We start from the raw sequence: 12,930 nt of genomic DNA on the forward strand, positions 1-12,930 counted from the left end.
GTGCAACGCTGCACCCGCCGTGCGCCATGCCAGTTCCCATATAAGCAACGCCGTTAAGATACAGCAGCGTTGCAATTTTTAGGAGGACTTTCCTTCTTGTAATCTTTTTATGCGGCTTTCCGCTGTGTGGTAATAAGCATTGTCCAGCTCAAACCCAGTGTAGTGCCGCCCGGTTTGAATGCAGGCGGCGGCCGTTGTACCACTGCCCATGCAGCTATCCAGCACCAGTTCGCCCGGATTGGTGTAAGTGCGAATCAAGTATGCAAACAGTGCAACAGGCTTTTGTGTCGGGTGCAGGCCGCGCTCACACTTAATCTCAATCAGCTGGCGTGGATAGTGTGTAATGCAGGTTTCCGTGTCGTGTTCCAGATGTCCGGTGATTTTATAGGCACTGTCTCCGTGCGCAGGGTTGTGCTTGCCTCGGACTTTGATTGGCTTGTCCAGCACAATGATGCCCTGCGGATTATACACCGGCGCACGCTTATAAAATACGCACACCTCTTCGATACAGCGCAATGGTTGGTGCTTGGCAAACGTAAATCCTGTGGAACAATTCTTTGCCCAGTACCAGCAATACCGGAATAGCTTTTGCTGACTGGAAATCAGCTTTGTGGTGAACGGCTGGCAAGCTGTCAGGCAGATGGCACCGCGCTCCTTAATCACGCGCAAGTATTGCGCCCAAAGCTGGTCAAATGGCAAGATGCTGTCCCACCGGCAATCCGTCACCCCATACGGCAGATCTGTGAGAATCATATCCACGCTATGGTCCGGGATTCGCGCCATCCCCGCGATACAATCCTCGTTGTAAATATGGTCAATGTAATTTTCCATGCGTCCCCTTTCTGGAGACCCGCACGGGTAGCAAAAGGGGCAGGCTTAAAACCTACCCCTCAATTCCTTGATTACACTATACCGCATTTTTAGTAGGACAAAAAAGGACATGTAATGCTTGCCCATGCAGCCGAATGATATGGCGAAACGTATAATTCATACTGACTGCAATTTGTTCAAACGTCATTCCATCTATGTAGCGCATCTTCAGCACCATGCGTAATGTTGCATTTGGCACAGTGTTGATTGCCGCTGTGACTTCATCTCTTTCTTTACACTGTTCCATAATCTCATGGTTGATACTTGATTCCACTGCGCTGATTCTTTCGACTGCGTCCTGCACACGGTTGCCGCTGGGTGTTCCCGGCGGCATGGGCGATATCCGCTGTGTGACTTTCTCTGCTTTTGCCCGCCACCGCGCCTGTTCATCATACAGGCGACTCAACTCCGCTTCGGATTTGCGGAATCGGGACAGCCAACTAATTTTCTTCTGATTCTCTGGTGTTGCCATATAAAATTCAGCTCCTATACTTCATCAATGTTTGTAAGATACGCTAAGCTTCGCCCTGCCTCCCGCTTTACTTTTTTCTCCACTCCTTCCAAAAATGCGGCTTCAAACTGCCTGCGCTCTGCATCGGAAAGCGGGCACCAGTCCGGCACATGCAGGTAATTGCGCTTATAACGCTCATAGATTGGCCGCACCTGCGGGTGATTGACATTTACCTGATATCCCCACGGATTGTGCTGCAGACGCTGGCCGGTTTCCGCTGTGTCATTATTTCTCATTGCTCAAGCTCTGGCTGTAACCATCAAGCAGCTTTTTAAGCGCAGCACGCAATTTGCCCGCGGTTTCAGGTACATTCTCTCCTGCCTGCCTAATGAGTGCTTTCATGCTGTTTATATTTACCTGCAGGTTTTCAAAATAGACGCTGAATTTTTCGACTTCGGGAGTTGTAACCGCTAATTTCTTTTCGGCTTTTTCTTTTTCAGCGGCGGCATCTTTAATTTTTGCCGCATACTCACGCTTTACTTTTGCAAGTTCCTGTTTGGCTTTTTCTGCCGCCTTTTCCGCTGTGTCTTTATCAAGAGAGAGCTGTGACGCTTTTTCTTCGTATGCAGCCTTTATCTTTTCTTCTGCCTCGACCTGTAGCTTTTTCAGTTCTTCCGGCGACGGACCGGCAGGTTTGCTGTTTTCAAGCTGGGTTTTCAGACTTTCAATTTCTTCCGCCGCATCCTTGACTGATTTTTTAAGCGACTCGTTTTCTTCGGCTTTTTTGTCTGCATCCAAGCATACCCTGTCTATCTTTGCATTGAGGCTATTGATTTGCACTGCCTTATCTGCTGCAGATTCTTCTGCCTTTTTCTTATCGGCTTCCGCCTGCTGGCGCGCTTTGATGGCCTCCTGCAGCTGGCGTGCCGTCATATCCTCCACATTATTTTCCTTCACAAATTCGTCGCGGTCCTCTTCCGGCAGGGCAAAAAGCGCCACGGCTTGGCTATACGTCAAATTCCGAAACGTTTGGGATTTTGCCTCCCCCGAAAAGAGATTGACCTGCTCATCACCGTATTCCCGTGCAATCCGCATCAAGTTGTCCGCTGTGGACTGGCTGTAATCCACCTTTTCTTTGAGCCAGTCTGTCCAGTTGCCGTGCGGCACCAGTTCCTTCGCCTCCTGCAGGCGGCGACCAATTTCCACACTGGACGCAAGCATGATTTTTCGGGTCTGTTCTTTGATAGTATTGATTTCTGCCGCGACAACCTCTGCATCACGTACCTGTACCATTTCATTGTTCATGCTGCCTTTTCTCCTTTTTTCGTCTTGTGAATTTTTTGTTTGAGCATCCCGCAGTATTTTTTCCAGAACTGCATAACTGCTTCGGACGGCCGCTTATCGTACTTGTCCTGTATCTGCACCGGTTCAAAGTTTTTGGGGCTGATTTCCGCTGTGATGAAAGGCACATCCGGCTCCGCTTTCCGGCGGATAAACAAGATAATGCTGCTGCTTTCGGCGTACCTGCCTATGTACGTTCCCACGCAGTGGTGCATTTCTCTGCCCTCCCGCGTCAGCTCGTAAGGCGTTTGCGGCAGCTTTACGAGATATTCACTGTTTTCGTATTCAAACAACTGTTTCCGCTTTTGATATAATTCTTTAAAAATATTAATTTGCTTTGCATTTTCTTTTTCATAAACCTGCTCTGCAAACCTATCGTGCATTTTTGAAAAGTCTTTCGGATACTTGACTTCTTTCCTGGTGATGTCGTATCCTAATTTGCGTGCGTTTTCTATGTAATCCGCCCAGTCATTCAGCCGGTTCATTTCTATTCCGGCTTTTTTCAAATAGCTAATAACGTTCAGCGGATTTTCAAATTCTTCGATTCGCTCAACTTTCCACGTGTTGTTTATACCTGCCTCACGCAGTGCAGCAACCTCTTTGTCTGAAAATGCTTCTCTTGATTTATCCCGCAAATGCTTTAAAACCTCAAGTTCGTTCGCGCTTACATCCATTGCGCGCATTACTTTCAGTTCGTGCTTTGTGACGCCCAGTGCCGCGGTTGGCGTTTTCGCGAAAGGAGAAACGAATGAATGCTGGCCGCAATATTCGCAGGAATCTACTACCAACCGTATAAGCCCGCATTTTGCCAACAGTTCAAGTGCCGGGTGCCCTCGGTATTCATTCAAATATCTCTCCACTGAAAACTGGTAGATTTTGCTGTTCGTAATTGCGTTTTTGGCAAATTCAGGCAAGCCGCTGTGTTCGTACCGCGTTCCTGCCAGGGCTTTTTTCAGACCATATGGGCATACAACATCATTCTCAACATAGCAGTTGTATCTATCAATTCTTTCCCATCTCCATTCTGGTTCTCTGCCGAAGCCGTGATAGATATGCCCAAACATTTTCGTGGTGTACGCTGCGCCGATAGATATCATCTGCCTTATGTTTTCAGTGATTTCCAGCTCCGGCGCATGATTTTTATAGTCCTTGCTGTGCTGCAATCTTGCAGTGCATTGGTGAATTAAGATGCCGTCTGCTGCCCTTTCTGCGTACTGTATCATTTCGCCGTCTGTCATCCTCGTTGCGCGTCCGGCCATTTTCAGCCTTGCGTTACTGTGGCAGTGCGGACATTTTACAATGATTTCGTTTAACTGCTTTCCCTTTTCTGCTGTGCCTGGAATTTTAATCTCAACCTCTTGCTGACAGTGTGAGCAGAAGCATTGCAGCTTTCCACCCGCCCGCTTGTAATACATATATCAGCTGCGTTCAAGTGCAATATTCAGCACAAATTTTTTGACATATTCCGGCGTTTCATGCGCTTCCGCCATCACAGTATCCAAATACATCTGACTGCTGTAATAAGTATCGTATGAATTTCTGCTTCTGCTGTTCATGTGAAATTCTCTGTGAGCATCCTTTACCTTCAGCTCAAAACTAAGAATCGCGTAAGCGGTAAGCCGCCCCTTGGCATCCCCAAAATATTTCTGCGCTTCCGTGCTGTCCGTATTTGCTATGGCCAGCATGGGTGTTCTTCTGTCCTCTGGCAAATTGTAAATCAACGAGTCCGTCCACCTTGTGCAAAGCACATCATAAGTGTAATAGCGGTCGCTTTCCCTATCACAGAAAATATAAAATGCCGGCTTCCGTTCGGCCGCTGTGAAAAGCGTTGCTTTTAAAATCCACCTGTTCTTTACCTGCCACGGCGCAGCAGTAATGATAAATTCAACACGCTGCGGGTCTGCAAAGGGCAGATTTTTAACGGCCTTCTTTGTGCAGTATTGGGCGGGTATCTTCAGCAAATCAGCTTTTGTTATTCTGCTCATGAGTTTTCACCACCTTACAACAAATCTTCCAGATGGATGATCTGGCCGTCCGGCTTGTCCACCACCTGCGGAATTTCTGCATCCTGATGCTCTTCCTCTTCGTGCCAATGGTGGCATACTTTCATTTCAAACTGCACAGTCGAACCCGGCACATAAAACTCAACGGCGCGCTTGTACACTTCCAAATCCGAAATGCTGCTTTTTACGCCCTGCATAATGGTTTCGCAGCAATCTCCAAGCGTCTTATCCATGTCCAAAACTTCCTGTGCAAACCATTCCTCTTTGCAGAATCCGCACAGTGCTTTGTACACCGGCTGAATGACTGCGGAGGCATACTGCCCAATCTTGTTCTGCTTACTTTCCTGCTTCAATTTTCCCTGTGCCTGCTTTGTAATTTCACTCATGATTTTTGTCCTCCTAAAAATCGTAAACGTTTGGGATTATGGCTAATCCACAATCACTTCACGGAACGTCCAGCCCTGTGGCCGAGCGTATTTGTCTATAAACAACCGACGGCGGTACACATAGCTTTGCTGGAGCCGCCGGATTGCCTTGCTTTTTACTTCCACTATTTCCGTTAAGCCGTTTTTGTACGTCAATACAAAATCCGGTGTGTACTCTGCCTTGTGCAGCTTCAAGCCGCAGTATTCTGACGGCGGCAGCAACAGGAAGGTTTTATGCACCTCGCAGTCAACAATCTGGCCGCTGTGGATTTTCGGCCAAACCTCGCTGTAATAGAAATTTGCTTCTGCCTGACTGTCAAAGCCCTCCGGCAGGCGGCGCTTGCAGTGCGTCCTGCGGGTTTCCTGCTGTCGCCGCTGTGCCATTTGCTTTTCCAGTTCTGCCCTCACCACCGGACCCAAGCAGTCCAAATTATCAATGTGCATTGCCTGACTCCTGCTCTTGGATAAACCGGCGGCCGGCAGCATCAAAGCGGTCTGTAAAGTTTGTCCACGCTTCCAGCGGATCACTGCCAACTGTATTTGGAATAGCCTCGTTAAAAGCCTTGTACATGATTACCATCAATTCATTTTTTGTCATTTCAACACCTTCGCTTTTCCTGCAACTGCACCATGCTGTAAAACTGATACTCAAACCCGAATATTTCACCGTCCACGGTCTTTTCCTGTTCCAAATAGTAGCCTTTGAGCGGTTTGGGCTTTTTCTTCCAACTATTTCTGCCTACCACTCTTTTTATGATTTTGGGCTTACGCAAGTTCCGGCTGCTGTTCCAACGGCGCTTGAAAGGAGATTTCCCGCTACGAAAAGTTTTGCTTGTCTGTTTTATCAGGTAGGATGCCAACTGCGCATACTGCCCGCTGCTGTCCAGTGCTTTTATGCTAACTGCCCCATATTTCCACAGTTCACTGACTATCTGCACATCGAACTTTGGAATAACTGCGTGAAAATGCACCGCTCCACGTTCTCCAACCTCGGCCACTACTATGTACCGCAATTCCTGCCCTGCAGCACGGAATGACTTGCGAAGTGCTTTCCAATACTTTTCCAAAATCCCGGGAATCTTCTGAACATCGGGGCGAAGTTCTTTTTTGAATGTTATGGTCAGGTACAAATCACCCGCCGCAAAATTCTCGTTAATCAGCCTGCGCAGTTTCATTCTTGCATGACGTTCATTCACGCGTTCCTGCTCTTTTGGAGTTGGCCTGTAATTTTTCTGCCGTGGGATGCCCAGCCTGTGATATCTGGCCGTGTAATATTTGCGCGTTTCCATTACCCTGCCCGCCCGGCAGATCTCTTCCACATAAGGCACCTTTCACACTCCTGTACTTTTCAACATTCTGCCCCTTGATGGTCGATAACTTAATACCTTTAACAAGATAGGCAAGGCGGGTTTTCCCCCGTCAAAAATATTGATTATTTGCGCCCTGCGTGGTATACTATATATATGTATAGAAGTTTTACCGCGTAAGGCTTGGCGGCTGGGTGTTTGCATCACTCAGCCGCCGCTTTTTTATGTCCATATGGCATCCCACGGTTCCGCCGGAGCCAACCCCGCCCTTTGCACCTGTTTGCGCGGCTTTGCCACCTGCGCGGGTGTCTGCCGTTTGGTGCAACCCGGACCGGTAGGACAGCCTCGCGGGTGTCCGGTCAGTAGGCAATACTCGCACTGGATGACACCGCGCGCCGCGTGGAAGCCGCACCCGGTACATCCTTTTTCATTTCTCATGGCTTTTCACTCTTTCCGTTGAAAACTCTGTTGAATCTGTTAACAAACCGCAATATCATGTACTTGCTATTTTAAAATTGTGAATATATTGTGATTTGCTAAATCAGATGCCCGGCGCGGCCACGGTGTACGACTTTGCTTTTTTCGGCCCAATACAACGCCTGCCCACAATGCCCCGCGGCGTTGCTGACCTCTTGCTCCATCACAAAATATGCATTGAGCACAGCCACATTATTCGTATCCGCTGCCGCTTCCAACGCTGTGTTCAGTTGGTGTAGGGCTTCGATTACTTTCTTGTCCATCAGCTTTCCTCCACCTGTTGCGATTTCTCTTTTCCTGCTGTAAAATATTGGTGATAAATATTGGCTCCTTGAAGCAGCATCCCCGCCCGAAAGGGGGTGATTGCCTTCTTCTTTTTTTTCTTTCGCGAAACTTCCCCTGATGCTTTTCCTGAGCGCTTGAGAATTGCTATGGAAAATCAAAACATAGACAACAAAACTCTTTCAACGCGATCAAATGTTTCGCTTATTACTGTTCAACGGTGGCTGCGTGGAATGTATGAGCCACGTCATGCAACCCTTCCCAAAATTGCAAACGTGCTCAACGTTTCCACCGATTATCTCTGCTGCATAGAGGACTAGTCCTTAATGCACTGACATACAATTCGGGGATGCTGCTTCAAGGAGCCAATTTTTTATGCTTCTTTTAAACGTTAATATCGGCCAATGTCTGGCGCAGTCATGGGGTAGGCTCCTTGTGCAAAATTTCTCGGCCACAGTTAGGACAAAACTTATAAATTGCCAAGTCTGATGGACGCAGATCAAAGCCACAATGGCCACAACTGTAACGATTTGACTGACCTCTGTATTTTGCTTTAATTACCTTTGGATGTACTGGAACGCTCTTGCGTACCTCGTAGCGCAGGCGGTTCAGCGCCTTATCATAGGCTTCGCAAAATTCTGGTGTCTTTGCATCAATATCAATATCTTCTCCTGCGGCCAGCATTTCGAAAAATTCGACTGCATCAAGTCCTGAACACATTAGTCCTCCGTTGCTCAAATCAAGCACCATGTTCATCTCCTTCCGGTTTTCTGACCACTTCAACATAGTCCTGCTGAGCATCGGCAATTAGATCTTGCAGCTGACTCGCGGCGGCGAACAGCCTTTGTGACTGCAGCCAATCCACACTGCCAGCGCTGGCGGATTTAATGGCGATGCGCCGCGCCGCCTGCAGGTGCTGTATATAAGATTGTGCCAATGCTTGTCCCTCCTTGTCCTCTATGTACTCACATATCCCGCAATAGGTAGCAGCAACCGTCATTAAGGCCGCCGACCATGCGAACACAACGATTAACGCTTCCACTACTATTCCTCCAGTGTGTTACCTGCACACTATTGTGATTCCGCGTTTCTGTAATTCAGAATTCTCAATTACGACTTTCATTATGGTTTTGACTCCTCCGTATGGCGCAAGCGTCCTCTTTTTCGCTTCCAATATTCCGTCACAATAGCAGTGATTTTCTATTAACATGAGCTTCACTTTGACTTGCTCCCCGTAGCGTCCGGCAAATTCTAGTCTCCGATGGATAGTGCTCTGCGAGTACACTACCTTTCGCGCTGGCGGCAGCTGTATCCCATAATCAGCCGCCAAATCGTACATTTGCTGCTTTCGGCATTTTAACTTATACAATGCTTGTCCCTCCGGGCTATGCCGGAGAGGATAACCCACGCATACGCGGCACCCAATGCGGCATGGCCTATACAGTAATAAATGAGCTGTTCCAGCGTCATTCACTTCCTCCTCTCAACAAATCCACTATTTTGTACGTTCCCGGGGCAATTGCGCTGTCATGCGTGGATATGTACTCCGACATCTGTTCCGATGCATTCCGCATGATGGCATCAACGACGGCCTTTCGTTCTTCCTCTGGCATCAGCTGGCGGCACTCTACTTCATGGACAACCCATTTCCCGGTTTTCGGATCTTTTTGCAGGTCTACCACACGTTCTGTCATGGGTTTTGGCTCACCACCATGCGTTTTATCAATAAAGGACGAACTTAGCGTCCAACGTTCTGTTTTGCGTGCCATGCGTATCACCTCTTTTTATGCTATGCTGTCTGGCTGTTTTCGGTGCCCGCTGTGTCAGGCGGGCTGCTTTTCGGGCTGCTGCGCTTCTTTTTCTCTCATGTGTTCATAGGCCATGAGCACTCCGCGCATATAGCCTTCGATGTATTCTTTTCCTGACTCTGGCATTTTGGTAAAAGCGATTGCTGCACGTTCTTTAATACTTTTTGTCATACTGTGTCACCTCTTTTCTGTCCTCTGTACAAATAATACCGTACTAAGTCCAGAATGTCAATACTTTTTTCTTGACTTAGTACAATTTTGTTGCTATTATGAGTGCAGGAGGTGAAAGCATGAATGAACGTATAAAAGAATTGCGTAAGGCTTTAAACCTTACGCAAGATGATTTTGCTAAACGCTTAGGAATTACCGGAGGCGGTGTGTCAAAGCTAGAAAATGGAACACGCAATATCACAGAACAAATGGTTCTGTCCATATGCCGAGAATTCAACGTATCTCACGCTTGGCTGGTTGATGGTGTTGGAGATATGTTCCTCGACGATGATATGGCAACGACTGCAGTGTTTGACCGCATTATGGCCGGAGAAAATGAAACGGCGAAGGCTGTGTTCAAAGCCTTCGCCAAGTTGGACGATTCCGAGTGGGAAACGCTGTATAAAGTTATCACCGAAGTAAGCAAGAATCTTTCCGGACAAAAAGAAAACGCCGACAAATAATGTCGGCGTTTTTTATTTCAATTCTTATGTGACAGATACGATACCAGTTCTAAAATACGTATGAGTTTTCTTTCCTCCTGTATCTGTTCAATAAGGTTTATGATTTCTTCTCTAATTTCTGCTTCGCTTGTCATGCTGCGGCACCTCCACTAAGTCCCGCACGATGCTTCCACGAAATTCCTTACTGCTAATAATAGAACTATTATTCGTGCAATGCAATACTTTCGTGCAGAATTTTTTGAAAGGTTTTTAGCAGTGTCCCAAATTTGGGACTTTGCTAAAATATTTTAACTTTCGTTAAAAAATTTGCTGTGCAAAGCACCGAAAATGTAATTATTAGTATTGTGTTGTAGATATTTGCATTTTTCTGTGGTACAATTTTTACATACTATAACATGAGAGGAAGAATTCACAATGAAATGTCCAAAATGCGGCAGCGAAGACTTGCAGATTATCAACGAAGTTAAAGGAAAAGGTGTAAGCGGCTTGAAGGTTTGTCTTTTCGGCATTTGCGGATTGTGCGGTGCTGGAAAAACAAAGAACGAACAATTTTGGGTATGCAAGAGCTGCGGACATAAGTTCAAAGCATGATTGATAAGCACACTCGCCGTTGGATTAAATCAATGGAATGGTTTGCGAAATACTGGGGCTGCCATCAAATGCCTGAACGAAGTTTTTTTATTGGTTCCTACCAGTTTCCGCTGTGTGCCAGATGCACGGGGATTTTGTTCGGAGAAATCGCGGGGTTGTTGCTGTCGTTCTTTATCCCTTTCTTCTGGCCCATACTGCTGTTAATCCTCCCCATGCTAGTTGACGGATTAACGCAACTGTGGGGATGGCGAACATCCAACAATCTTTTGCGACTAATTACTGGTCTACTTGGCGGATATGTAATAATCAGCCTGTTGGCATTCTCAGCAAAATCAATTTACAGTTTACTATAAATCAGGCGTTTGGTAATTGGCAACGACACTCGACTTCGTTGCTTCTGTTCTATTAAATCCAAGGGGGATTCATTATGAAATTCGGCATTCGTACACCATCACTGAAACGCTCAATTTCTGCACGCACTACCGGCGCTGCAAAAAGAGCACTTAAGAGAGCAGTCATACCCGGCTATGGCAAAAAAGGCATGGGCTGGCTGCATGACCCCAAGAAGGCAGCATACAACGCGGTCTATCACCGCACCACTGTTGGCGTATCTGATTTACTCAAGTCCGGCGGTTCTTCTAGCCATGCGGCACCGAGTATTTCGTTTTCCGAATCGCTGCAAAACACGCCAAGCATTGACCCAGTTCCGCAAAACACCTCCGACGAACCGCCAACCGGAAATTTGTGGTCTAATCCTGACCCTGACCGAAAATGGTATGAAAAAACGTGGGCCTGCATTTTACTGCTTGTGCTCTTCTGCCCAATCGGCATATTCCTCATGTACAAATATCACCCCGATTGGAAAAAGCCGCTGAAAATCACAGCCGATGTTGTATCCGGCCTTTGGTTTCTATTCTGGATGATTGGTATTATCTCTGTGGCATCCACCAAGTATCCAGCACAACTGCAGCTGACTGGGAATGTGCAAACAATCGATTTGAAAGAAAAGGTAACACTTCAAGTCCAAACCACTCCATCCGATGCTAATACAGGCACTGTTCAATTCGTATCGGACAATGCCGCTGTGGCTACATTCAGCCGAAATGACGGAAGCGGAACACTGACCGGAACCGTCACCGGTGTATCTGAAGGTTCCACCGAAGTGTATGTTACATACAATGATTCCGTTGTCAGCAACAAGATAAAAGTTACTGTTGAAGATAAAGCCAAAAAGGCCGCACTGCAAAAGCAAGCTGATAAAGTTGTTTCACAGATTAATGCATTGGGTACCGTCACGCTGGCAGGTGAAAGCAATGTACAGGCTGCCCGTGAAGGCTATGATCGTCTGCCCGATGAAGCAAAAATACTGGTTACCAACTATGATGTTTTAACAGCAGCAGAAGCCACGATTGTAAATGAAAAAGCGCAGGAACAGCTGAAAGCAGATGCTGCTGCAGTACAAAAAACGATTGCTTCTATTGGTACGGTTACATTGGAAAGAGAATCCGCCATTTCAGACGCACGCCAGCAATATGACTCGCTATCTGATGAAGGCAAAAAGCTCGTTACGAACTATGCGGTTTTAACTGCCGCCGAAACAACATTGCAAGGTCAAAAAGATGCAAAAGCCAAACAGGAGGCGGCCACAAAAGCCGCCGCAGACAAAGCTGCAGCAGATAAGGCAGCAGCCGAAAAGGCCGCCGCTCAAAAGCAGCAGCAAACAGCTGCAAGTTCCAATGATGCAGGAACCACAGCCCCCGCCGCGGCGGAAAACGGACAAACCGTATACTGGACTCCCCATGGAAAGAGCTATCACTTTAACCGCAACTGTCCGACATTGTCCCGTTCAAAGACCATACTTTCCGGCACACTCGCAGAAGCGAAGGCCGCCGGAAAGACAGATCCTTGCGACAAATGCGCTTATTAATTAATTGCTATCACTTATCATTCCCGACCTTAACCGGCCGGGAATTTTTTTGTATTTGTGGTGATAATAGGTTGACTTACGGTACACCGTATAGTATAATAAATCATGGAAGGGAGATATAAACAATGCAGATTAAATTCATGAAGCAACCTTTAAAATTCATTAACCGTCAGGATGTACCCACACGAAAACGCTTGGTTGCTGCAATTAATAATCTCCCAAATGGCGACATCAAAAAACTGCAAGGCCGTGACGGATACCGGTTAAGAGTCGGCAACTTCCGGGTTATATTTGATTCAAACGGTCAGATAGTGCTCATCATTCGTATAGACAATCGCGGCCAGATTTATAAGTGAGGAGTTGACTGCTATGAGTAATATTAAAGAACGTCTAATCGGTGCAATCACTGTGATGTCGGAAGAGCAGGCGCAGGCTCTCTGGAACAAACTCGTGCTTGACTCTGCCCCGGAAACAGAACCGGACGAATTTGATAAGAAAATGCTGGATGCCATTGAACATGACCCCGACTGTCACGAATTTGCATCCGATGAAGAAGTGGAAAGGATGCTGCGCGAGAATGCTGACTGAGAAGAAGATTCGTCCGCAGGACCGCTGGAACGCGGCACATGGACTCGTTTCAAAGTCCTATAAACTGCAGCAGGAAATCGTTGATAATTTCGCGGCTGCCTGCAAACAGGCCGGTGTCAGCCAAGCCGGACAGCTCACAAAAATGATGGAGGACTTTTGCAAGTCTGCCGATTGAATTATCTAAGG

General features: G+C 47.0%; 24 protein-coding genes. 8 read left to right on the plus strand and 16 right to left on the minus strand.

From position 1 onward, the window contains the following. Positions 1-78: 78 nt before the first annotated feature. The 12 genes from H6X83_RS12425 to H6X83_RS12480 all read right to left on the minus strand — a co-directional run bounded on the left by H6X83_RS12425 (position 79) and on the right by H6X83_RS12480 (position 7,137). Complete coding sequence (locus tag H6X83_RS12425; protein ID WP_212506776.1) at positions 79-831, minus strand: DNA-methyltransferase; 753 nt, start codon at positions 829-831, stop codon at positions 79-81. A 76-nt stretch (positions 832-907) separates the two neighbouring features. Continuing rightward, positions 908-1,342, minus strand: coding sequence for a DUF1492 domain-containing protein (locus H6X83_RS12430; protein WP_212506777.1), 435 nt, complete (start codon positions 1,340-1,342; stop codon positions 908-910). Positions 1,343-1,356: 14 nt separating this feature from the next. Further along, positions 1,357-1,617, minus strand: coding sequence for a hypothetical protein (locus tag H6X83_RS12435; RefSeq protein ID WP_212506778.1), 261 nt, complete (start codon positions 1,615-1,617; stop codon positions 1,357-1,359). Continuing rightward, positions 1,607-2,626, minus strand: coding sequence for a DUF3102 domain-containing protein (locus H6X83_RS12440; RefSeq protein WP_212506779.1), 1,020 nt, complete (start codon positions 2,624-2,626; stop codon positions 1,607-1,609). The genes H6X83_RS12435 and H6X83_RS12440 overlap by 11 nt, the downstream gene beginning before the upstream one ends. Then, positions 2,623-4,077 (minus strand): PcfJ domain-containing protein, encoded by a 1,455-nt coding sequence (locus tag H6X83_RS12445; RefSeq protein WP_212506780.1) that lies wholly within the window; start codon positions 4,075-4,077, stop codon positions 2,623-2,625. Before H6X83_RS12445 ends, H6X83_RS12440 begins: the two co-directional genes overlap by 4 nt. A 3-nt stretch (positions 4,078-4,080) precedes the next feature. After that, a complete protein-coding gene (locus H6X83_RS12450; RefSeq protein WP_212506781.1) occupies positions 4,081-4,647 on the minus strand; it encodes a hypothetical protein in 567 nt (188 codons plus the stop codon). Positions 4,648-4,661: 14 nt separating this feature from the next. Continuing rightward, complete coding sequence (locus H6X83_RS12455; RefSeq protein ID WP_212506782.1) at positions 4,662-5,051, minus strand: Cas9 inhibitor AcrIIA9 family protein; 390 nt, start codon at positions 5,049-5,051, stop codon at positions 4,662-4,664. A gap of 42 nt (positions 5,052-5,093) precedes the next feature. Next, positions 5,094-5,534, minus strand: a complete 441-nt coding sequence (locus H6X83_RS12460) for a DUF1064 domain-containing protein (RefSeq protein ID WP_212506783.1) — start codon at positions 5,532-5,534, stop codon at positions 5,094-5,096. After that, positions 5,524-5,688 carry a hypothetical protein gene (locus tag H6X83_RS12465; RefSeq protein WP_212506784.1) on the minus strand — a complete coding sequence of 55 codons (165 nt, stop codon included), beginning with the start codon at positions 5,686-5,688 and terminating at the stop codon, positions 5,524-5,526. The genes H6X83_RS12460 and H6X83_RS12465 overlap by 11 nt, the downstream gene beginning before the upstream one ends. 1 nt (position 5,689) lies before the next feature. Further along, on the minus strand, positions 5,690-6,379 hold the full coding sequence (locus H6X83_RS12470; RefSeq protein WP_212506785.1) for a rolling circle replication-associated protein: 690 nt from the start codon (positions 6,377-6,379) through the stop codon (positions 5,690-5,692). 240 nt (positions 6,380-6,619) lie between these two features. Then, positions 6,620-6,835, minus strand: coding sequence for a hypothetical protein (locus H6X83_RS12475; protein WP_212506786.1), 216 nt, complete (start codon positions 6,833-6,835; stop codon positions 6,620-6,622). A gap of 98 nt (positions 6,836-6,933) precedes the next feature. Further along, a complete protein-coding gene (locus H6X83_RS12480) occupies positions 6,934-7,137 on the minus strand; it encodes a hypothetical protein (RefSeq protein ID WP_212506787.1) in 204 nt (67 codons plus the stop codon). A 96-nt stretch (positions 7,138-7,233) separates the two neighbouring features. Here H6X83_RS12480 and H6X83_RS14820 point away from each other — a divergent pair, with 96 nt between their 5' ends. Continuing rightward, positions 7,234-7,476 (plus strand): helix-turn-helix domain-containing protein, encoded by a 243-nt coding sequence (locus tag H6X83_RS14820; RefSeq protein WP_425489193.1) that lies wholly within the window; start codon positions 7,234-7,236, stop codon positions 7,474-7,476. A gap of 97 nt (positions 7,477-7,573) precedes the next feature. Here the strand turns inward: H6X83_RS14820 and H6X83_RS12490 are convergent, their stop codons facing one another. The 4 genes from H6X83_RS12490 to H6X83_RS12505 form a co-directional block, all read right to left on the minus strand. Further along, positions 7,574-7,906 carry a hypothetical protein gene (locus H6X83_RS12490; protein ID WP_212506789.1) on the minus strand — a complete coding sequence of 111 codons (333 nt, stop codon included), beginning with the start codon at positions 7,904-7,906 and terminating at the stop codon, positions 7,574-7,576. Continuing rightward, positions 7,896-8,198, minus strand: a complete 303-nt coding sequence (locus H6X83_RS12495; protein WP_212506790.1) for a hypothetical protein — start codon at positions 8,196-8,198, stop codon at positions 7,896-7,898. The genes H6X83_RS12490 and H6X83_RS12495 overlap by 11 nt, the downstream gene beginning before the upstream one ends. A gap of 424 nt (positions 8,199-8,622) precedes the next feature. Next, entirely contained in the window at positions 8,623-8,925 is a 303-nt protein-coding gene (locus H6X83_RS12500; protein WP_212506791.1) for a hypothetical protein, read from the minus strand. Between the two features lie 54 nt (positions 8,926-8,979). After that, positions 8,980-9,135, minus strand: coding sequence for a hypothetical protein (locus tag H6X83_RS12505; protein WP_212506792.1), 156 nt, complete (start codon positions 9,133-9,135; stop codon positions 8,980-8,982). A gap of 119 nt (positions 9,136-9,254) precedes the next feature. Here H6X83_RS12505 and H6X83_RS12510 point away from each other — a divergent pair, with 119 nt between their 5' ends. The 7 genes from H6X83_RS12510 (at position 9,255) to H6X83_RS12540 (ending at position 12,919) form a co-directional block, all read left to right on the plus strand. Then, positions 9,255-9,638, plus strand: coding sequence for a helix-turn-helix domain-containing protein (locus tag H6X83_RS12510; protein ID WP_212506793.1), 384 nt, complete (start codon positions 9,255-9,257; stop codon positions 9,636-9,638). Positions 9,639-10,052: 414 nt separating this feature from the next. Further along, positions 10,053-10,229 carry a hypothetical protein gene (locus tag H6X83_RS12515; RefSeq protein WP_212506794.1) on the plus strand — a complete coding sequence of 59 codons (177 nt, stop codon included), beginning with the start codon at positions 10,053-10,055 and terminating at the stop codon, positions 10,227-10,229. Between the two features lie 68 nt (positions 10,230-10,297). Beyond that, positions 10,298-10,582, plus strand: coding sequence for a DUF2085 domain-containing protein (locus H6X83_RS14695; protein ID WP_281391078.1), 285 nt, complete (start codon positions 10,298-10,300; stop codon positions 10,580-10,582). Positions 10,583-10,656: 74 nt separating this feature from the next. Continuing rightward, complete coding sequence (locus tag H6X83_RS14700; RefSeq protein ID WP_212506795.1) at positions 10,657-12,156, plus strand: Ig-like domain-containing protein; 1,500 nt, start codon at positions 10,657-10,659, stop codon at positions 12,154-12,156. A gap of 125 nt (positions 12,157-12,281) precedes the next feature. Then, positions 12,282-12,512: a type II toxin-antitoxin system RelE family toxin gene (locus tag H6X83_RS12530; protein WP_212506796.1), complete on the plus strand. Its 231-nt coding sequence runs from the start codon at positions 12,282-12,284 to the stop codon at positions 12,510-12,512. A gap of 13 nt (positions 12,513-12,525) precedes the next feature. Continuing rightward, positions 12,526-12,744, plus strand: coding sequence for a hypothetical protein (locus H6X83_RS12535; RefSeq protein ID WP_212506797.1), 219 nt, complete (start codon positions 12,526-12,528; stop codon positions 12,742-12,744). Next, positions 12,734-12,919 (plus strand): hypothetical protein, encoded by a 186-nt coding sequence (locus tag H6X83_RS12540; protein WP_246419263.1) that lies wholly within the window; start codon positions 12,734-12,736, stop codon positions 12,917-12,919. The genes H6X83_RS12535 and H6X83_RS12540 overlap by 11 nt, the downstream gene beginning before the upstream one ends. The last annotated feature ends 11 nt before the right edge of the window (positions 12,920-12,930 follow it).

Origin of the sequence: Caproicibacterium amylolyticum, from assembly GCF_014467055.1 — a bacterium.
Taxonomy (GTDB): Bacteria; Bacillota; Clostridia; order Oscillospirales; family Acutalibacteraceae; genus Caproicibacterium; species Caproicibacterium amylolyticum.